Annotated in this window: 15 protein-coding genes; 4 read left to right on the forward strand and 11 right to left on the reverse strand. The window is 75.6% G+C overall.

Going from position 1 to position 19,834, the window contains the following annotated elements; translation table 11 throughout:
- Positions 1-1,303: 1,303 nt before the first annotated feature.
- Positions 1,304-1,744 (reverse strand): protein-tyrosine phosphatase family protein, encoded by a 441-nt coding sequence (locus C892_RS0126655; RefSeq protein WP_026124658.1) that lies wholly within the window; start codon positions 1,742-1,744, stop codon positions 1,304-1,306.
- Positions 1,745-1,972: 228 nt separating this feature from the next.
- On the opposite strand from C892_RS0126655, the gene C892_RS0126660 reads away from it, so the two are divergent.
- Both C892_RS0126660 and C892_RS0126665 read left to right on the forward strand, forming a co-directional pair.
- Complete coding sequence (locus C892_RS0126660) at positions 1,973-2,581, forward strand: ICP22 family protein (protein WP_239647549.1); 609 nt, start codon at positions 1,973-1,975, stop codon at positions 2,579-2,581.
- Positions 2,582-3,032: 451 nt separating this feature from the next.
- Complete coding sequence (locus tag C892_RS0126665) at positions 3,033-6,497, forward strand: transglycosylase domain-containing protein (RefSeq protein WP_017559713.1); 3,465 nt, start codon at positions 3,033-3,035, stop codon at positions 6,495-6,497.
- Positions 6,498-6,583: 86 nt separating this feature from the next.
- Here the strand turns inward: C892_RS0126665 and C892_RS0126670 are convergent, their stop codons facing one another.
- From C892_RS0126670 to C892_RS0126710, 9 genes are all read right to left on the reverse strand, one after another.
- Complete coding sequence (locus C892_RS0126670) at positions 6,584-7,666, reverse strand: hypothetical protein (protein WP_017559714.1); 1,083 nt, start codon at positions 7,664-7,666, stop codon at positions 6,584-6,586.
- A complete protein-coding gene (locus C892_RS0126675; protein ID WP_026124668.1) occupies positions 7,663-8,391 on the reverse strand; it encodes a class I SAM-dependent methyltransferase in 729 nt (242 codons plus the stop codon). The genes C892_RS0126670 and C892_RS0126675 overlap by 4 nt, the downstream gene beginning before the upstream one ends.
- Positions 8,392-8,411: 20 nt before the next feature.
- Entirely contained in the window at positions 8,412-9,677 is a 1,266-nt protein-coding gene (locus C892_RS0126680; RefSeq protein WP_017537229.1) for a glycosyltransferase family 4 protein, read from the reverse strand.
- A 77-nt stretch (positions 9,678-9,754) separates the two neighbouring features.
- A complete protein-coding gene (locus tag C892_RS0126685; protein ID WP_017537228.1) occupies positions 9,755-10,651 on the reverse strand; it encodes an SDR family NAD(P)-dependent oxidoreductase in 897 nt (298 codons plus the stop codon).
- Complete coding sequence (locus tag C892_RS0126690) at positions 10,644-11,687, reverse strand: MBL fold metallo-hydrolase (protein WP_017537227.1); 1,044 nt, start codon at positions 11,685-11,687, stop codon at positions 10,644-10,646. Before C892_RS0126690 ends, C892_RS0126685 begins: the two co-directional genes overlap by 8 nt.
- A gap of 30 nt (positions 11,688-11,717) precedes the next feature.
- Positions 11,718-12,896 carry a lipid-transfer protein gene (locus tag C892_RS0126695; RefSeq protein ID WP_017559715.1) on the reverse strand — a complete coding sequence of 393 codons (1,179 nt, stop codon included), beginning with the start codon at positions 12,894-12,896 and terminating at the stop codon, positions 11,718-11,720.
- On the reverse strand, positions 12,893-14,221 hold the full coding sequence (locus C892_RS0126700; protein ID WP_017559716.1) for an OB-fold domain-containing protein: 1,329 nt from the start codon (positions 14,219-14,221) through the stop codon (positions 12,893-12,895). The genes C892_RS0126695 and C892_RS0126700 overlap by 4 nt, the downstream gene beginning before the upstream one ends.
- A 24-nt stretch (positions 14,222-14,245) precedes the next feature.
- Positions 14,246-15,415, reverse strand: coding sequence for an acyl-CoA dehydrogenase family protein (locus C892_RS0126705; protein ID WP_017559717.1), 1,170 nt, complete (start codon positions 15,413-15,415; stop codon positions 14,246-14,248).
- A gap of 12 nt (positions 15,416-15,427) precedes the next feature.
- Positions 15,428-16,519, reverse strand: coding sequence for an acyl-CoA dehydrogenase family protein (locus C892_RS0126710; protein ID WP_017559718.1), 1,092 nt, complete (start codon positions 16,517-16,519; stop codon positions 15,428-15,430).
- A 226-nt stretch (positions 16,520-16,745) separates the two neighbouring features.
- Here C892_RS0126710 and C892_RS0126715 point away from each other — a divergent pair, with 226 nt between their 5' ends.
- Together C892_RS0126715 and C892_RS0126720 are read left to right on the forward strand one after the other, a co-directional pair.
- Positions 16,746-17,330 (forward strand): TetR family transcriptional regulator, encoded by a 585-nt coding sequence (locus tag C892_RS0126715; RefSeq protein WP_193374818.1) that lies wholly within the window; start codon positions 16,746-16,748, stop codon positions 17,328-17,330.
- A 22-nt stretch (positions 17,331-17,352) separates the two neighbouring features.
- Positions 17,353-18,465 (forward strand): steroid 3-ketoacyl-CoA thiolase, encoded by a 1,113-nt coding sequence (locus C892_RS0126720; RefSeq protein WP_017559720.1) that lies wholly within the window; start codon positions 17,353-17,355, stop codon positions 18,463-18,465.
- Here C892_RS0126720 and C892_RS30185 read toward each other — a convergent pair.
- Entirely contained in the window at positions 18,462-19,742 is a 1,281-nt protein-coding gene (locus C892_RS30185) for an RNA polymerase sigma factor (RefSeq protein ID WP_051060613.1), read from the reverse strand. The genes C892_RS0126720 and C892_RS30185 overlap by 4 nt on opposite strands.
- Positions 19,743-19,834 lie beyond the last annotated feature (92 nt).

The raw sequence follows: 19,834 nt of genomic DNA on the forward strand, positions 1-19,834 counted from the left end.
TCCCTTGCTTGTGATCATGTGAAAGTGTGGCCGGCCGGTCGTGGGGGGTGTCTCCTGGGGCGCGGGCGGCGGTGAGGGCGGGCCGGGCGGGTGCTTGTGCCTGCTCGCCGTCCGCCGGGCCCCGGGTGGTCCGGGTGGCCGGCGGCGACGGATGGGCGGGTGCCCCTCTTGCTGCCGCTTCCCGTCCGCCGGGTTCCCGCTGGTCGGGCGTGGGCGGCGGCGGCGAGGCGGGGCGGGTGCCCGGGCTTGCCTGCCGGGCGGCCGGCCCCCGGGTGGTCCAGGCGGGGAGGCGGCGACGAGCAAGGCCGGCGGGCCTTCGGGCGGCGCTGTCGGGGATCGGGCGTGCGGACGGCCGGGGGCGGCCCCGGTCGTGTCCGCCGGCGTGGTGGAACCCTCCGGTCCCGGGCCGCCCCCGGGGGGCACTTCCTGCCACCCGCATCGACACCCTTGTTGATCTCGGGGAAGTCGGGGTAATACCGGCGAGTATTACCCCGACTTCCCCGAGATCAACGGCAAGGAGGGGGCGCGCACCCCGGGGCGGGGTCGCCGACCACGCCGCAGCGGCCGCGCCGCTCACAAGGACGCGGCCGAGGGTTTCACCACTCCAGCGGACACGAACCAGGCCCCGGGCTCCGTCCGCGGCCTCCACCGCGCCCTCACCGCACACCGGCCCCGCGGACAGCAAGGCCGGGCAAACGCCCTGGACCGGGGTACCGCTCTGCCGCCCCGTGCCCGCGCGCCCCATCGCTCCCGCGCGTCCGGCAGCCGACAGCGCCGTGACCGGAACCTCCCGGCTCCGTCATCGCCGCCTGCCCGGCGACCATCCGTACGCCCGGCGCCCGGCAGCGGCGCCCGACACCCCGGCGCCATCGTCCTCGTCGCTGCTGCCCACCCCGGCCACCGGCGGCCCGCCACCCGGCCAGGGGCCGTGAGTGGGGTACCCGCCACTCCGTCGCCGCCCTCTCCCGAGACCACCGCCACACCCGGCGGACGACAGCGTCGCCGGCAGGACCGCCCGCCTTCGTCGTCGCCGCTAGGGCATCGACTGTTCGCGCACCTGGCAGACGACAGGGTTGCACCCGGTGCCGTCGACCTTCTTCATCGCTGCCTGCCAGGCCGTCGGCCTCAGGGCTGACGGGCGGAGCCGTGTGGTCGGAGAGAAGGCGTCGGGTCGTCGGTCCCTCAGAGGGCCGGTGCGGCCGGTGCGGCCGCTGCCGACCTGGGGAATCGGTCTGGAGCGCGCGTTCGGTGGTGTGGATGGAACCGATTTTCTGTTCCTACTGTGAAAGAGGCTTCGCCTGTGCTAGTCGTCTGCCGTGGGACGGAAATGCCGGATGTACCACCGCTGCCACGGGGTCTCGACCGAGCGGTGGTCGTAGTTCCCCCTCACGTATTCGATGGCCTCATCCGGTGACAGGCCGTCGAGTACCGCCATGCACGCCAGCGCGGTGCCGGTGCGCCCGATGCCCGCCGAGCACGCCACCTCCACGCGTTCCTGCCCGGCCCGCCGCCACGCCGTTCTGAAGTGTCGCTCGGCGTCGGGGTCGGTCGGCAGGAGAAAGTCGGGCCAACGCACCCAAACGCTGTCCCACGGAACGCTCGGAGGTTGGCGTCCCTGCAGGTAGAGGCCGAAGTTCGGACGCGGGCCGGTCGGTTCTCGCCGATGGAGCCCCCTTCCGCGCACCAGGCGTCCCGAAGGCAGGGCCAGGACGCCCGGCGCTCCGGGATCCCATGTCGTGGACACGGCCGATTCTCCTTTCTTCGGCAGGTGGTGAATCCTGCGCGGTGGTGCGGGGAACGCTTCTCGGGGCACATTCCCGATCCTTCGGAACGTCCTTCTCCATTGCGGGCGAACAGGAGGAGGGAAAGGGCTTCCGCAAGGACGGCGATCCGGGAATTCAGAGCGCCGGCCGACCTTCCCGGGGCTATGATCCCCTCACTTCGCTCGTCGCCGTGCTCGGAGGGGAGTGGCATGGGCAAACATGTGGCCGCATGGTTGGCGACCCTCGCTGTGGACATGGTCGCCGTTCCCGCGCTCGCCTACCTCTTCGGCAACGCCGGCACCGTCCTCGGCATGCTGGGCGGCGGTGTGGCGCTGACAGGGGTGGCGGTCGCCGCCGTCGCCAACGGTGCGGTCGGGGGCCTGGCTCTCGCTCTGCTCGTCCCGGCCAGTCTCGTCGCCCCGGCCGGGGTCGTCACCACCGCCGAGGTCGCCGCCGAACGTCCCGTCGCATCCGTCGTGCGCGGGGACGACGCGGGGTCGGGCACGACCCTCCCGCTTCCGGACCGCGCCCCGGGTGAGGGCGAGGCCGGTCCCCCTGGAGAGGCATCACCCTGCGCCGAACCCGACCCGGTGAGCGGCGAGTGCCCGCCGACGGCCGTCCCCGGCCCGGACGGCGGCGATCCGGCGGCCCCCGACCCCGGTGCGTCCGAACCCGCCCTCACCGATCCGGACGAGGCCGAACTCGACGAGGCCGAGCCGGGCCTCCCCGACCCGAGCCGTGCTGAGGGCGGCGGCACGGACGGCGGCGCTGAGGACGGTGTCCCGCAGGAGGACGCCCCGCAGGAGGACGTCCCCTGACCGGACGGCCATGGTCACTCCTTGGAATGGCTTGACCCGCTTTCGGGCGGTGTGCGCCGAGCATCTTCACTCACGGTGAACGCGCGCTCGGTCCTGGGCAATATGGGCCCCCGCCTCGCGGAATAAGAGTCCTGTAAGAATCGGCCGCTGACCATTCCCCGCGACGTCGGGCGGGGGCGGGGCCCGGTATCGTGTTGGCGGGGTTTTCGGCGGTATCCCCCGCAGCGCCGTTCCCCACCCGAGATTTCTGCTGAACCGATTCGGCCCGCGTCTGCGTCACACGTCGATGTAGACGCAAGGGGGATCGAGGATTCCAGGGGGCCTCCAACTGAGTGACAGCACCTACGGCGCCGGCGACGACGAGCGGCGCCCCGAGACGCCAGAGAACGACGAGACCGCCGCGGGTGCCCCCGCCGATGAGGGGGCGCCGGCCGACGCGGCGGTCGATGGCGTGCCCGAGAAGGGCAGGCCGGAGAGCAGGGAGCCCGAGAGCAGGGAGCCCGAGAGCGAGGAGCCCGAGAACGAGCGGTCCGAAAGTGCAGGGGCTGAGGGCGCCGAGGCCGGTGAGGCGCCGCTGAGCGGTGATGGCGAGGACGACGCCTCCGAGGACGCGGAGGGCGTGGGCGCCTTCAAGGACAGCGGCAGCTTCTTCCGGGACAAGGTCGCCCAGAGCCTCGCCGCGCAGGGGTTCAGCCTGCGCGACGACGGGACGTGGGACGACAGCGCCTCTGCGGTCCCCAAGGGGGACGACGCGGAGAGGGCGGCCGAGAAGGACACCGAAGAGGGGCCCGTCCGGGAAGAGGCCTCCGCCGCCGCAGCCGAGGACGACGCTTCCTCTGCCGACGCTCCCGCCGCCGACGACGCTCCTGAGAAGGAGGCGCCGAAAACGGAGGGCGCGGACGCGGAGGACCGGGAGAGATCCGGCGCTTCCGGGCCCGGAGAGGAGTCCGAGTCCTGGGATCCTGAGAGCACGGCGGCCTTCGCCCCGGTCTTCGACGACGCGGACGACGCAGAGGCGGAACGGACGAAGGGGCAGGAGGAGGCCGCGGGGGCCTCTGGCGGCCCTTCGGCGACCGAGCCTTCTGCCGGCGAGTCCGGCGAGTCCGGCGAGTCCGACGAGCCTGTCGAAGACGTGCCTTCGACGGCCGGGGCCGATCCTGACGGCGACCCCGAGAGCACGGCCGCCTTCGCGTCGGTCGCCGGCATCGCCTCTGACGACACGTCCACGGAGCCCTCCGACGACTCCTCCGACACCGACGCCGGTGATGCGCCGGACACGGTCACCGAGGAGGACAAGGCCGGGAGCGGGTCCGCCGGACGATCCGAGGAACCGGAGAAGCCCGAGGTCTCGGGCGCCGCCGCCGCAGGTGCCGCTGCCGCTGGTGCGGCGGCCGCAGGTGTGGTGGCGGGCGCCGCCTCCGGGGCATCGGAGTCCTCGCAGGACCACTCGCAGGACCAGGAGTCCGCGCAGAACCAGGGGTCCTCTCAGGAGCCCGACGAGGGGACCCGAGAGTCCTCCGGGGACAAGCCCGTCTACGCGGTCCCCACGCCGTCGCCGCCGCCTTCGCCGGAGGGGGCGGGAAGCGAGCCGGTGACGGGCGCGCGGAACCTGCTCCGGGCCAAGGTGCCGGGCACGGGCAAGGGCGGTGACGGTGCGCCCGGAGAGGCCTCGGCCGCGGCCTCCGGCGGCCCCGGCAAGGGGAACAAGGGGCCGAAGGGTCCCAAGGGCCCCAAGGGGCCGAACGGCCCGGGCAAGGGCAAGAAGCCCAAGAAGCCGATGTGGTTCCGGGCGACGCGCGCGCTGCTGATCACCGCGGGTGTGTTCGCGGTGCTGGGCATCGGCGCGTTCCTGGTGGCCTACAACTCCTTCGACGTCCCCACCGCCGCCAAGGCCGAGGCGACCGACCAGGGCTCGATCTTCTACTACGCGGACGGGGAGACCAAGTTCGCCGAGCGCGGTGTCGACCGCGACCCGGTCACCTACGACGAGATCCCCGAGCAGGTCCAGGAGGCGGTCATCTCCGCCGAGGACCGCGGCTTCTGGACCGAGCCGGGCGTGTCCCTGTCGGGCACCGTGCGCGGCGCCTGGTCGACCCTCACGGGGCAGCAGGTGCAGGGCGGCTCCACGATCACCCAGCAGATGGTCCGCAACTACTTCGAGGGCGTCTCGAAGGAGCAGACCGTCTCCCGCAAGCTCAAGGAGATGGTCATCGCCCTCAAGATCGACCGGTCTGAGGGCTATGACAAAGAGTGGGTGATGGAGCAGTACCTGAACACCATCTACTTCGGCCGCAACGCCTACGGCATCCAGGCCGCCGCCCAGGCTTACTACCACAAGGACGTGGGCGACCTCACCCCCGCCGAGTCGGCGTTCCTGGCGGCCGCGATCCAGCAGCCGACCAAGTTCGGCATGGCGGACAGCGACACCACCCCCGAGATGGAGAAGCGCTGGAAGTACGTGGTGAACGGGCTGGTCTCCGAGGAGATCATCACCCAGGCCGAGGCCGATGAGATGGAGTTCCCCAAACCCGAGGAGTCCCGCCCCTCCGCGGGCATGGACCTGAGCGGCTACAAGGGCTATATGCTCCAGCAGGCCATGGCCGAGCTGGACGGCATGGGCTACACCGAGGACAACATCAACCGCAACGGCTACAAGATCGTCACCACGTTCGACAAGGACTTGATGGACGCCGCCGTCGATGCGGTGGAGAGCAACGTCGACGTGGACAACCTGCCGGACGGGGTCCACGCCGGGCTGACCGCGATCGATCCTGCGACCGGCGAGGTCGTGGCGTTCTACGGCGGCAAGGACTACAACGAGAACCAGTACGACAGCGCCTTCCGCGGCGCGGCGCAGGCGGGTTCGGCGTTCAAGCCCTACGTGCTGGCGGCCGCCCTGGAGAGCGGCAAGAGCCTGAACACGGTCGTGGACGGCACCTCGGGGCAGACCTTCTCCGGCTCGGTGGTGAAGAACTCCGACGGCGGCGGCGGCCCGGAGAACCTGATCGAGGCGACGCGGCGCTCCAGCAACACCGGGTACATCAACCTGGCGCTGGAGACCGGCCTGGACAAGGTCGTGGACATGGCGCACGCGTCCGGCATCCCGCAGGACAAGATCACCGAGGCGCAGGCGGGCGCCCCCACGCTGGCGCTGGGCGTGTCCGATGTCAGCGCGGTCGACCAGGCCAGCGGGTTCGCCACGTTCGCCAACGGCGGCGTGCACATCGAGCCGCACGTGGTGCGGGACATCGTCGACCGGGAGGGCGAGAGCCTGCGGGAGAAGCCCGAGGAGAGCCGCGCGATGAAGGAGGGCGTGGCGGCCGACGTCACCTACGCCCTGGAGCGCGTGGTCACCTCGGGTACCGGCCGCTCGGCGCAGCTCCCGGACGGGCGCCCGGTCGCCGGCAAGACCGGCACCACCGACAGCAGCGTCGCCGGCTGGTTCGCGGGCTACACCCCGCAGCTGTCGACCGCGGTGGGCGTGTACAACGGCAACAACCAGCCGTTCAGCCTGCCCGGTGTCGGTGTGGTCTACGGCGGCAACGTGCCGGCGGCGATCTGGAAGAGCTTCATGACCACGGCCATGGAGGGCGAGGAGCCGAAGTCCTTCCCGGGCCCCAGCTACGGCGGGGAGACCGAGAACTACGCCCCGGACGTGCCCACCGAGGACCCGAACGCGGGCCATGAGCCGCAGGAGCCCCAGGAGCCGCAGCAGCCGCAGGAGCCCCAGGAGCCGCAGCAGCCGGAGGTCCCGGCGGACCCGGACCCGACCGACCCCGGTGACGGCGGCGGGGAGGTCCCGCCGGACGGCGGTGACGGCGGGGGCGAGACCCCGCCGGACGGCGGCGACGGAGGCGGCGATCCCCCGCCCGAGGGCGGGGGAGGAGGGGGTGACGACGGCACCTTCTTTCCCTGAACCGCCTCCGGAGGACCCGGAGGGTGATCAGACGCCGGAGCCGCGCCCCTCGTAGGGGGCGCGGCTCCGCCGCGTCCAGGGCCGCGTCACAGGGGGCAGCCGCACAGGCCCCGGGGGTCGGGCCCGGGCTCGCCCCAGTCGGCGGTGAACGCCTGGGCCCCCGGCGTGGTGCCGGTGAGGGCGTCGGCGGCCAGGATGACCGCGGCCGCGGTCCAGGTGCTGCGCTCCACCGGCCAGTTGACCTCCTCGGCGAACTGGTAGCCGGTCCAGTAGGCGCCGTCGTCGGGGTCGCGCAGGTGGGCGATGTCGGCGAGCAGCCGGGTGCCGCGCTCGGTGTCGCCGACGGCGGCCAGCGCCAGCACCAGTTCGGAGGTCTCGGCGCCGGTGACCCAGGGCTGGTCGCTGACGCAGCGGATGCCCAGCCCGGGGACGACGAAGGTGTCCCAGCGCTCGTCCAGGCGCTTGTGCGCCCCCGGCCCGCGCAGCGCCCCGCCCAGGACCGGGTAGTACCAGTCCATGGAGAAGCGGCCGCGGTCGGCGAAGACCTCCTCGTGCGCGGCGACCAGGTGGCCCAGCCGGTCGGCGGCGGCCCGCCAGTCGGGGCGGTCCTGGCCCAGCCGGGCGCCCAGGGCGGCGGCGCAGCGCAGCCCGTGGTGCACGCTGGCGGACCCGGTGAGCAGGGCGTGATCGCCGGGGGAGCCGTCGGTGCCGCGGGCCCACAGGATCTCGCCGCGCTCGGTGGCCAGCCCCAGGGCGAAGCCGATGCCGGCGGCGACGGCGGGCCACATCCGCGCGGCGAAGGCGGTGTCGCCGGTGACGAGCAGGTGGTGCCAGACGCCGACGGCGGGGTAGGCGGCGTGGTTGGGTTCGCGGTGCGCCTCGGCCACGCGGCCCTGGCGGAGCTTGGCGGGCCAGGACCCGTCGGCGTTCTGCACCCCCGCCAGCCAGGTGTAGGCGCGCCGGGCGGCCCCGTGGTGGCCGGCGGCGGTCAGCGCCATGGCGCACTCGACGTGGTCCCACACGTCGAGGTGGCCGCCGGGGAACCAGGGCAGCGCCCCGCCGGGCTCCTGGCTGGCGAGCAGGTAGCGGGCGGAGCGGTCGATCTGGTCGGCGGTGAGGACGCCGGGGACCTCGAGGGCGGTGGGGGCCTGGGAGGGGGCGGGGCTCATGCGGGGCCCGCGGGCAGCGGCTTGCGGACGTAGACGACGACGCTCTTGCCGATGACCGGGTTGAGCGCCTTCTCGGCCAGCCGGGTGGCGGGGGGCGCCTGGAGCATGTCCCACACCAGCATGCGGTGGTAGGCCTTGACGGCGGGGTGCCGGTCGTCGTCGGTGCCCACCGCGCACTTGAGCCACCAGTAGGGGGCGTGCAGGGCGTGCGCGTGGTGGTGCGGCCCGATGGCGAAGCCGGCGGCCTTGAGCTTGGCCTCCAGCTCGGCGCGGGTGTAGATGCGCACGTGGCCGCCCTCGACGGTGTGGTAGTCCTCCGACAGCGCCCAGCACAGGCGCTCGGGCAGCCAGCTGGGGACGGTGACGGCGGCGATGCCGCCCGGGCGCAGCACCCGGTACAGCTCGGCCATGGCGGCGGTGTCGTGCGGCAGGTGCTCGAAGATCTCGGCGGCGATGACCCGGTCGAAGGAGCCGTCGTCGAAGGGCATGCCCAGGGCGTCGCCCTTGACGGTCTCGGCCTCGGTGCCGGCGGGGGCCTCGCCCTCGGCGCGCATGGCGGCGAACATGGTCGCGACCTCGGCCAGGTCGTTCTCGTTCTGGTCGAAGGCGACCACGTCGGCGCCGCGCCGGTAGGCCTCGAAGGCGTGGCGGCCGCCGCCGCAGCCCAGGTCGAGGACGCGGTGGCCCGGGCCGACGGGGAACAGGGAGAAGTCGACGGTGATCAGTGCAGGCTCCTTCGGGTCTGTCAGATGCTTGCCGCGTACCGGGCGGCGGTGGCCTCGGCGACGGCGCGCCAGGTGAAGCGGTGCTGGACGCGGTCCCAGGCGGCGCGGCCCATCCGGGTGCGCTCGGCGGGGTCGTCGAGCAGGGCGCCGATGCGGGCGGCGAGCTCCTCGGCGTCGCCGGGTTCGGTGAGCACGCCGGCGCGGCCGTCGGTGCCGACGACCTCGGGCAGGGCGCCGGCGCGGCTGGCGACGAGCGGGGTGCCGCAGGCCATGGCCTCCACGGCGGGCAGCGAGAACCCCTCGTAGAAGGAGGGGACGACGGCGACCTCGGCGGAGGCGATCAGGCGGCCGAGCTCGGCGTCGTCGATGCCGCTGACGAAGGTGGTGTTCTCGCGCAGGGAGAGCTCGTCGACGAGGGTGTCGGTGGGGCCGCCGGGCTTGGGGCGGCTGACCAGGGTCAGCGAGACCTCGCGCTCGGTGGCGAGTTTGGCGACGGCGCGCAGCAGGGTGGCCACGCCCTTGAGGGGGCTGTCGGCGCTGGCGGTGCACACGATGCGGCCGGGCACCCGCCCGGTGCCGGCGGAGCCTCCGGCGGCACCGGGGTGGAAGTGGCGGGTGTCCACGCCGAGGGGGACCACGTCGATGCGGTCGCGGTCGACGCCGAACTCGCGGACGATGTCGTCGGCCGAGGAGCGGGAGGGGACCAGGACGGGGTCGAGGCGGCGGGCGACGCGCCCCTGCATGCCGACGAAGGAGTACCAGCGGCGCTTGGAGATGCGCTGCCAGCCGGTGGCCTCCTCCAGTTCGATGCGCCGGTCCACGGTGATGGGGTGGTGGATGGTGGTGACCAGGGGCAGGCCGGTGCGGCGGAGCCCGAGCAGGCCGTAGCCGAGGGTCTGGTTGTCGTGCACGACGTCGAACTCGCCGCGGCGGCGGCGCAGTTCGCGCAGGGCCCGCAGGGAGAAGGTGAGGGGTTCGGGGAAGCCGGCGGTCCACATGGTGCCGACCTCCAGGGCGTCGATCCAGTCGCGCCACCGGTGCAGCGGGGGCGTGGCGAAGGGGTCGGCGTCGTTGTACAGGTCGAGGCTGGGGACCTTCTCCAGGATGACGCCGTCGTCGAGTTCGGGGTAGGGCTGGCCGGAGAAGACGGTGACCCGGTGGCCGAGGGCCGCCAGTTCGCGGGAGAGGTGGCGGACGTACACGCCCTGCCCGCCGCAGTGCGGCTTGCTCCGGTAGGAGAGCAGGGCGACGCGCAGCGGGGCGGGGGGCGGCGGGGTGTGCGGCATGGTCCTCGAACCCATCGGCGAAAAGTTACTCGGCAGTTTAGTATGCGGCCGTCCCGCCTGATCTTATGGTCCGGTCCTCACGCCAGGGACGCTGCCTCCGGGCAAGTGAAGCCGTGCGGGGGCAGGTCGGCGCCGCCCATGGCGCGGGCGACCTCGCCGGGGCCGGACCAGCCGCCGGCCGAGCGCAGCACGGTGCCGACCTCGGGCGGGCGCAGCACCCCGATGACGCCGCCGTGCACGAGCAGCACCTGGCCGCTCACCCCGGCGGAGGCGGGGGAGGCGAGGTAGGCGACCAGGGGCGAGACGTGCTCGGGCGCCAGCGGGTCGGGGCCCTGCGGCGGGGGCGGCCCGAAGACCTCGGCGGTCATGCCGGTGCGGGCGCGGGGGCAGATGGCGTTGGCGGTCGGCCCGTAGCGGCGCAGGGCCTGGGCGGTGGAGGTGGTGAGCGCGGCGATGCCGCCCTTGGCGGCGGCGTAGTTGGGCTGGCCGGGCGGGCCGAGCAGGAAGGCCTCGGAGGCGGTGTTGACGATGCGGCCGTAGACGGTGCCGCCGTCGCGCTTGGCCCGGGAGCGCCAGTGCGCGGCGGCGGCGCGCGAGGCCAGGAAGTGCCCGCGCAGGTGGGTGCGGACCACCGTGTCCCACTCCTGCTCGGCCATGTTGAACAGCATCCGGTCGCGGGTCGTCCCGGCGTTGTTGACCAGGGCGTCCAGTCGCCCGAAGTGCTCTTCGGCGGCGGCGACCAGGCGCTCGCCCGCTCCGTCGGCGGCGGCGTCGCCGGCCAGGGCGCGGGCCGTGCCGCCGCGGGCTCGGATCTCGGCGGCGGTGTCCTCGGCGCCGTCCAGGTCGGTGGCGACCACGCGGGCGCCGAGCGCGGCCAGGGCCAGGGCGTGGGCCCGGCCCAGGCCGCGTCCGGCGCCGGTGACGGCGGCGGTCAGCCCGTCCAGCGCCACCTCGGGCGGCTGCTGCTCATCCATGGGTCCTCCTCCAGGTCAGCACCCCCGCGGGGGTCTCGGTCACCGCGGCGAGGCCGCGGCGCTCCAGCGCGCGCAGGTGGGCCGCGGTCTCGGAGGCGGCCAGGCGGCGCTGCACGATGGGCATCCGGTCCCAGCCGTGCCGCCAGGGCAGGGCCGCGCACAGCTCCCACAGGGTGGCGGGGCCGGGCGCGGCCGCCTCCAGGGCGGCGGCGAGCGTGTCCAGCTTCTCCTCGTGGTGGGCGAGGATCCCGGCGACGCGGTCGTCCAGTCCGGTGAACCGGGCCTCGTGGGCGGGCAGGGCCTCGACGGTCCCGGGCCGGGGCACGGCGTCGGGCAGCCGGGCCAGGGACTCCAGGAAGGCGCCGAGGGGGTCCCGGTCGTCGGGGCCGTCGGTGGTGAAGGGGTAGAGCCCGATGTGCGGGGTGATGCGGGGCAGCACGTGGTCGCCGGTGAAGAGCCGGTCGGCGTCCTCCAGGTGCAGGCAGATGTGGCCGGGGGAGTGGCCGGGCGTCCACACCGTGCGCAGTTTGCGGCCGGGCACGTCGACGGGGTCGCCGTCGGCGAGCTCGGTGTCGGGTTCGGCGGGCGGGTCGAGCCGGGGGTCGGTGCGGGCGTACTCCTCGATCGCGGCCTGCGGGGCGCCCGCCCGGCGCAGCTGCTCGGTCTCGATGTGCAGGCCGCCGCCGGCCAGTCCGCCCAGCGCGTCGATGCGGCGCACCATTTCGGCGTCGGCGTGGTGCATGGCCACCCAGCAGCCGGAGGCCGCGCGCACCCGCCCGGCCAGGCCGGCGTGGTCGGGGTGGAAGTGGGTGACGACCACGCCGTGCACCTGCTCGGGGGAGGAGCCGGCGGCGCGGAGCCCGGCGTCCAGGGCGGCCCAGGACTCCTCGTGCTCCCAGCCGGCGTCGACGAGGACGGGCCCGCGGGGGGTCTCCAGTGCGTAGACGAGGGTGTAGCCGAGCGGGTTCGCGGGGATCGGCACGGGGATGCTCCACACCCCGCCGCCCAGGTCCTCGACACCAGGGACGGTTCGCATACGCTGCCTTTCGTAGAACCGAATTCGGTTCTAACTGTAGGCACCGAGCACCAGCCCGCTCGTGGGGACCCCGGCCCCCGCGGTGACGAGCACGTGTTCGACCCCGGCCACCTGGTTGGCGGCGGTGCCGCGGACCTGCCGCACCGCCTCGGCGATGCCGTTCATCCCGTGGATGTAGGCCTCGCCCAGCTGGCCGCCGTGCGGGTTGACCGGCAGCGGCCCGTCCAGGGCGGTGCGCCCCTCGGCGACGAAGGCCGGCGCCTCGCCGCGGCCGCAGAACCCCAGCTCCTCCAGCTGCATCAGGACGAAGGGGGTGAAGTGGTCGTAGAGCACCGCGGTCTGCACGTCGGACGGGCCCAGCTCGGACATCGCCCACAGCCGCCCGCCGACCAGGCCGGTCTCCGGCAGTCCGGCGCCGTCGCCGCGGTAGAAGGAGGTCATGGTCATCTGGCCGTCGGCCGCCCCCTGCGCGGCGGCGCGCACCACCGCCGGCGGTCGGCGCAGCGCGCGTGCGCGCTCGGCGGAGACGACCACCAGCGCCACCCCGCCGTCGCTCTCCTGGCAGCAGTCCAGCAGCCGCAGCGGCTCCGCCACCCACCGGGAGGCCTGGTGGTCCTCCAGGGTGATGGGGCGGCCGTGGAACCAGGCCCGGGGGTTGGTGGCGGCGGCGCGCCGGGCCTGGACCGCGACCCGGCCGAAGTCCTCGCCGACGGCCCCGTACACCTGCATGTAGCGGCGGGCCGCCACCGCCGCCCAGGAGGCGGGGGTGGCCAGGCCGACGGGGACGTGCCAGCCCAGCTCCAGGCTCTGGGAGGTGGGCTCGCCGCCGTCCTGGCGCACGGCCCGGCCGAACCGGCGCCCGCTGCGCTCGTTGAACGCCCGGTAGGCCACCACCACGTCGGCCTGCCCGGTGGCCACCGCCATCGCGGCCTGGGCCACGGTGCCGCACGCGGCCCCGCCGCCGTAGGGCACCCGGGAGAAGAAGCGCAGCTCCCCGGCGCCGATCTCGCGGGCCACCGCGATCTCGGAGCTGGCGTCCTGGGCGAAGGCGGTCATGCCGTCCACCTCCTGCGGCGCGACCCCGGCGTCGCCGAGGGCGTCGAGCACCGCCTCGGCGGCCAGCGCCAGCTCGGTGCGGCCCGACTCCTTGGTGAACGCGGTGGCCCCGATCCCGGCGATCGCCGCGGCCCCGGCCAGTGTCCGGCTCATCGGACCCCCTCCAGCTCGACGGTGGCGGTGGCGTGCGGCCCGAGTGCGGTGGTACCGCGCACCTCCACCCGGGTGGTGCCGTCCTCGGGCGGGTGGGCGGTGCCGGTGAGCACCAGGGTGTCGCCGGCGTGGGCGGGGGCGCCCAGCCGGAGGGCGATGCGCCGCACGCGGGCGCCGGGCCCGGCCCAGTCGGTGGCGTGCCGCTGGACCAGGCCCTGGGTGGACAGGATGTTCAGGAACACGTCCTGCGCGCCCTGGGCGCGGGCGCGGTCGGGGTCGTGGTGGACGGGGGTGAAGTCGCGGGTGGCCAGCGCCCCGGCGGTGACCGCGGTGCGGGTCAGCTCCAGCTCCGCCACGGGCAGCCGGCGCTGCCCGGCGGGGCGCCAGCACGGCAGCGCCGGGCCGTCGCCGATCCGCTCGAAGTCGACGCGCACCGCCATGCCGGCGTGCACCTCGCCGGGGGCGGCGCCCACCACGGCGCCGGCCACCCGCACCCCTTCGGGCAGCTCCACCACGGCCACCGGGAACGGCGCGGTGCGCCCGGGGACCGGCGGGTGGTGGTGCACCACGTGGCTGAACACGGTGCCCTCGCCGGAGGCGACCACGTGGTCGGCGGCCCCCGAGCGGCAGTGGGGGCACAGCGGGCCGGGCGGGTGGCGCAGCGCGCCGCAGTCGGCGCACCGGCGGATGCGCAGCTCCCCGGCCTCGGCGCCGTCCCAGAAGAAGGCGGTGTCGGCGTTGCGCGGCGGGCGCGGGGCGGACGGCGCGGGACCGTCGGGGGAGGCACTGCCGGGGGAGGCGCCGTCAGGAGAGGCGCCGTCGGGGGAGGCGGGGGCGAACTTCAGGACGCGGAACGTCATCTCCCCGACCCGCTCGGCGCCGCTGTACCAGGCGGTGTGCCAGGTCAGGAAGCGGCCCGTGCCCAGGGCGGTGGTCTTGGGGCCGCTCAGGCCGCCGAACCGGGTGGCCGAGCGCAGCGACTCGCCGAAGCGCGGGTAGCGGTCGTAGGCCTGGACGCAGTCGGTGGCCACGACGCCGGTCAGGCCGTGCGCGTCCAGCGCGCCGAGCAGCTCGTCCACGGCCGAGGCGGTGGGGCGCGGGTCCTGGCCGGGCATGGTCCACACCTGGAGCATCGCCGGCGGGGCCAGGCCCTCGCGCAGGTAGAGCGGGTTGGCGTCGCCCATCGCCTCCAGCCAGTGGCGGACCATGGGGGCGTTGACCGGGTCGGGGGCGGGGCCGCCGTCCACCTCCCCGCGGGCGCGGGCGGCCGCGGCGAGGCCGTCGAGGTCGGGGGCGGTGTCGGTGTCGGTGTCGGTCGCGGTCACGCGGGCTCCTCTCGGCGGGGGTCCTCAGCGCGGGGCGCGGGGCAGGCCCAGCCCGAGCGTGGCGATCAGCTCGCGCTGCACCTCGTTGACGCCGCCGCCGAAGGTCATCACCAGCGACCCCTTGGCGGCGGTGTCCATGCGCTCGGCCAGGTCGGCGGTGGCGGGGTCGGCGGGGTCGCCGAAGCGCGCCACGGTCCGGGCGACGAGCCGGGGGACCTCCTGGAGGCGCTCGCTGGCGTAGACCTTGTTGGCCGAGGCGTCGGGGGCACCGAGCCACCCGCTGTCGATGCCGGCGGCGACCTGCCAGTTCAGCAGCTCGTTGACGCGCAGGTAGGCGTGGACGCGGGCGAGGGCGCGGCGCACCTGGGGGTGCTCGTCCGGAGGGCGGCCGCCGGGTCCGCGGGCGGTGCGGGCCCACTCCCGGAACCGGTCGTAGGTGCGGCCGATGGTGCCGGAGGGGCCCAGGGTCAGGCGCTCGTGGTTGAGCTGCTCGATGATGATGCGCCAGCCCTCGCCCTGGTCGCCGATGCGGCGGCCGGGCGGCACGCGCACCCCCGAGTAGTAGGTGGCGTTGGTGTGGTGGTGGCCGTCGGCGGTGGTGACGGGGGTCCAGGAGAAGCCGGGGTCGGCGGTGTCGGCGATGAGCAGGGTGATGCCCCGGTGGCGGGAGCCGGGTTCTCCGGTGCGGGCGGCCAGCCAGATGTGGTCGGCGAAGTGCGCCCCGGAGGTGTAGAGCTTCGAGCCGTCCACGGTGTAGCCCCCCTGGCCGTCCGGGGCGGCCGTGGTGCGCAGGGCGGCCAGGTCGGTGCCGGCCTCGGGCTCGGTGTAGCCGATGGCGAAGTGCAGCTCGCCGGCGAGGATGGGGGGAAGGAAGCGCGCGCGCTGCTCGGGGGTGCCGCGGCGCAGGATCACCGGGGCGACGGTCTGCAGCGTGACCAGGGGGTAGGGCACCCCCGCTCGGGAGGCCTCGTTGACGAAGATCTGCTGTTCGAGCGGGCCCAGGCCGCGGCCGCCGTACTCCTCGGGCCAGCCGAGGGCGAGCATGCCGTCCCCGCCCAGGCGGCGGACCACCCGCTTGTAGACCGCGGGGTCGTCGGCGGCCCGCTCCCGCTCCTCGTCGTCGACGGCGCGGGCGAAGTAGGCGCGCAGCTCGTCGCGGAGCCGGCGCTGGTCGTCGGTGAGGTCGATGTACACGGACCGCTCCCTTCAGGCCGCGCCGCACACCAGGGCGCCCAGGGCGTCCAGGCGCGCCTCGGGGCCGCCCAGGGCGGCCGCGGCCCATGCGGCGGTGGCGAAGTGCCGGTGCAGGGGGTAGGAGGTGTCGACGCCGAGCCCGCCGTGCAGGTGCTGGGCGGCGTGCAGGGCGTCCAGCGCGTCCTCGGTGACCAGCAGGGCGGCCGATTCCAGGACGGCGCCGGTGTCGTCGGTGTCGCCGGCGCCGGTGGTGTCGGCGCCCCGGTCCAGGCGCCAGGCCCCGGCGAGCAGGGCGGCGTCCAGGGCGCGCAGGGCGATCCAGATGTCGGCCACGCGCAGGGTGACCGCCTGCAGTTCGGCGAGGGGGCGGCCGAACTGGTGCCGGGTGCGCACGTGCGCGGTGGTCAGGTCCAGGGCGGCGCGCAGGGCGCCGGCGGCGGTGGCGGCAAGGCCGGTGAGCGCGCAGTGGTGCAGGGTGCGGGCGGCGGCGCCGGTGGTGTCGCCGCCCAGCAGGGCCGCCTCGGCGACCCGCACGCCGTCCAGGCCGGCGCGGAAGGCGGGGACGTGGGCGCCGGTGTGCTGGGGGGCCAGGGTCAGCCCGGGGACGTCGGCGGGCACCAGGACGGCGGCGGGGCCGTCGGCGGTGCGCACCGGCAGGAGCAGGGTGTCGGCCCGGTCGGCGTGGGGCAGGCCGGCCGCGGCGCCGTCCAGCCGCAGGCCGGGGCCCTCGCGCCGGGCCGACACGCCGAGCGGGCCGGCCGGGTCGCCCGCAACGGCGGGGGCGGTGGTCAGCGCCCGGCCCTCGGCGACGGGGGCCAGCGCGGCGCGCTGTGCGGCGGTGCCGCACAGCGCGACCGGCAGGGTGCCCAGGGCCAGGGCGGGCAGCAGCGGGGCGGGGGCGGCGCGGGCGGCGGCCTCGCGCAGGACCAGCGCCGCGCCGACGGCGCCCTGCCCGGCGCCGCCGGCGTCGGCGGGGACGGCCGTGCCGAGCACCCCGGTCCCGGCCAGGGCGCGGTGCAGGCGTTCGGGGTCGTCTTCGCGGTCCAGGACCTGCGCGGCCAGGGCGCGCAGCTCCTCCTGGGCGGGGTCGGGGGAGAAGTCCACGGATCCTCCTCAAATCTAGAACGGATTCTAGTTGGCCGCGCCCGGAAGGGGAAGGGTGTCCGCAATTCGCCGGTTAACACGGCCGCAACATCGAAAGATGAGGCCTTCTCCACAGTTGTGGAAGGCTGAACTGGTGGGCGATCCTTAGATAACGTGTTCTTGTGGACGGGACATGGACGGGGAACGAGCCGGGAGGGGCACCGTGGCGGTTCAGGCGCCGGTAGGGATGCGGTCGCGGAGTCAGAACCAGCGCCGCAGGCGCATCGTGCAGACGGCCGCCGCGCTGGCGCTGCGGGGCGGCGTCGAGGCGATGCAGATGCGCACCGTGGCCGAGCGGGCCGGGGTGGCGCTGGGCACCCTCTACCGCTACTTCCCCTCCAAGATGGACCTGGTCGTGGCCGTGGTCACCGAGGAGCTGGACCTGCTGGAGTCCAGCATCGAGCGGCGGCCGCCGGGGGCGCCCACCGCGGCGGGCCGGGCGGTGGACGTGCTCATGCGGGCCACCCGCGGGCTGATGCGCGAGCCGGAGCTGGCCGACGCGCTGGTGCGCTCGCTGATCATGGCCGAGGTCAAGACCGAGCTGGGGCGGCGCATCACCGACCTGCTGTGGCGGGTGGCGCAGGGGGAGGGCGAGGAGGCGCCGGCCGAGCCCGACCGGGACGCCCCCGCCTACGTGCTGGCGGGGTCGCTGGCCAGCGTGTGGATCTTCGAGCTGCTGGAGATCCTCAAGGGCCACCGCGACGTGGAACAGGTCCAGGAGCGGCTCACGGTCACCGCCGAACGGCTGATGCCGGGCCTTCAAAACGAGTAGAACGCGTTATAGTCTCGCGGTCATGGCCGAGCCCGTGATCGTGGAAGCCGTTCGCACTCCGATCGCCCGGCGGCGCGGCGCGCTGGCCGGGACCAAGCCGGTGGAGCTGCTCGGGCGCGTCCAGCGCGCCGTGCTCGACCGCTCCGGGACCGACCCGGCCGAGGTGGACCAGGTCTTCGCCGGGTGCGTCACCCAGGGCGGGGAGCAGGGCAACCACGTGGGCCGGCACGCCTGGCTGTACGCCGGGCTGCCCTGGTCGGCCGGGGCCACCACGCTGGACGCCCAGTGCGCCTCGGGCCAGCAGGCGGTGCACGTGGCCGCCGCGATGATCGCCTGCGGCGCGGTGCGCACCGCCGTGGCCTGCGGCGTGGAGGTGATGAGCCGCGTCCCGCTGGGGCGGGCCGTGCACCCCGACGACCCCCGCCCGGCCGACTGGGACGTGGACCTGCCGGACCAGTTCACCGCCGCCGAGCGGATCGCCGCCCGGCGCGGCCTGACCCGCGCCGACCTGGACGCCTGGGGCGTGCGCTCGCAGCGCCTGGCCGCCCGCGCCTGGGCCGAGGGGCGCTTCGACCGCGAAGTGGTCCCGGTGGCCGGGCTGGACCGGGACGAGGGGCTGCGGGAGACCACCGCCGAGGGCCTGGCGGCGCTGCGGCCGGTGGCCGAGGGCGGACTGCACACCGCCGGCACCAGCTCGCAGATCTCCGACGGGGCCGCCGCGGTGCTGCTGACCGGCGCCGACCGGGCGCGCGAGCTGGGGCTGCGGCCCCGGGCCCGGCTGCGCGCGCACACCCTGGCGGGCGCCGAGCCCCGGTACCACCTGGACGGCCCGGTGCAGGCGACCACGGCGGTCCTCGACCGGGCCCGGATGAGGCTGGGCGACATCGACCTGGTGGAGGTCAACGAGGCCTTCGCCTCGGTGGTGCTGTCGTGGGCGCGGGTGCACGGCCCCGACCACGAGCGGGTGAACCCCAACGGCGGCGCCATCGCCCTGGGCCACCCGGTGGGCGCCACCGGGGCCCGCCTGCTGGCCACCGCCCTGCACGAGCTGGAACGCCGCGACGGCACGACGGCCCTGGTCACCATGTGCGCCGGCGGCGCCCTGGCCTCCGGCGCGGTCCTGGAGCGCCTCTAGGGCGAGAGAAGGTCGGCCAGCTCCTCGATGAAGCGGGTGACCGGGCCGTCCCGGCCGCCGCCGTCCCCGTCGTCGGTCGGCGGCGGCTCCGGGGACGGCTCCGCGGAGGGGGCCGACTCCGGCGGGGCGGTCTCCTCAGGGGGCTCGGGCTCCTGTCCCGGGGGCGTGCCCGGTTCCGCCGGCGGTTCCCCGGACGGGGCCGCCGACGGCGCCCCGGACGGCTGCGGTGCGGCCCCCTGCGACGGGGCGGTGCCGCCGCCGGTGCCGCCGCCGGTGCCGCCGCCGGTGCCGCCGCCGGTGCCGCCGGGTGCGCTGTCGGGGCGGATGTGCGCGGTCGCGCCCGCGCTCGGGGGGCCGGTGGCCGGGGCGCGCCGGTCGGCGACCGGCGGGGCGCCCTCGGCGGTCAGCGTGCGCGGCTCGTTGAGCAGGAACGCCGCCGCCGACAGCAGCACCGCCACGGCGACGGTGACCAGGCCGGAGACCGCGGCGCCGGGCCAGCGGCGCCCCTCGTCCCCGGGCGGGGCCTCCAGCGGGACGTCGGCGGTGGTCACCCGGTCGCCCGCGGGGGGCGCGGCGGCCTCGCGGGAGGGCGCCGGAGGCGGTGCGGTCTCGGCGGAGGGCGCGGCGGGCTCCGCAGCGTGCGCGGGGGCGGCGTGTGGGCCCCGGCGGCGGTGCAGCGGGAAGCCGTCGTTGCCCAGGGGGCGCATCAGTTCGGCGGCCTCCTCCCGCTCGACCCGCCCGGACGGGGACGAGCAGGCCCGCACCGCCTCGGCGCGCAGCGCGGCCGGCGGGCCGGGCGGCTCCAGCAGTTCCAGGGCGGCCGCGGGCTCCACCGGCTCCCCGGCGAGCAGGTCGGCGGCGCGCCGCTCGGCGGCCCGGCACAGCTCGGCGCAGGTCTCGGGGTCCAGCCCCAGGATCTTGGCGATCTGCCCCGCGGTCAGGTGGTGCCGCCGGTGCAGCTCCAGCAGCTCCCGGTAGCTGGGCGGCAGCCGCTCCCACATGGCGCGGGCGGGGCGCTCGCCGGGGGCGGCCGCGACCCCGGCGAAGGGCGGGGCGGCGGCGAACCCGGCGTTCCGGCAGGCCGCCCGGGCCAGGGCGAACAGCCAGGGGCGCAGGTCCTCGGCGTCGGGCAGCTCACCGGACAGGCACACCGCGGCCATCAGCGCCTCGCGGACCGCCCCGTCGGCGGTTCCGGGGCCCACCAGCGTCCAGCAGTAGCGGTACAGCTCGGCGGCGTGCGCGTCGTACAGGGCCGCCGGCCGGCTCCGTGGTGCCATCGGCTCCTCCCCTCTGTGCCCGGGCCTGTGTGCCCGAGGGTCCCGCACCGGCCGGGGCCATGGGCCGCGTGCGGGGGGAAGGAGAGGAATCC

The sequence above is a fragment of the Nocardiopsis baichengensis YIM 90130 genome, from assembly GCF_000341205.1.
In the GTDB taxonomy this organism is placed as follows: domain Bacteria; phylum Actinomycetota; class Actinomycetes; order Streptosporangiales; family Streptosporangiaceae; genus Nocardiopsis_A; species Nocardiopsis_A halophila.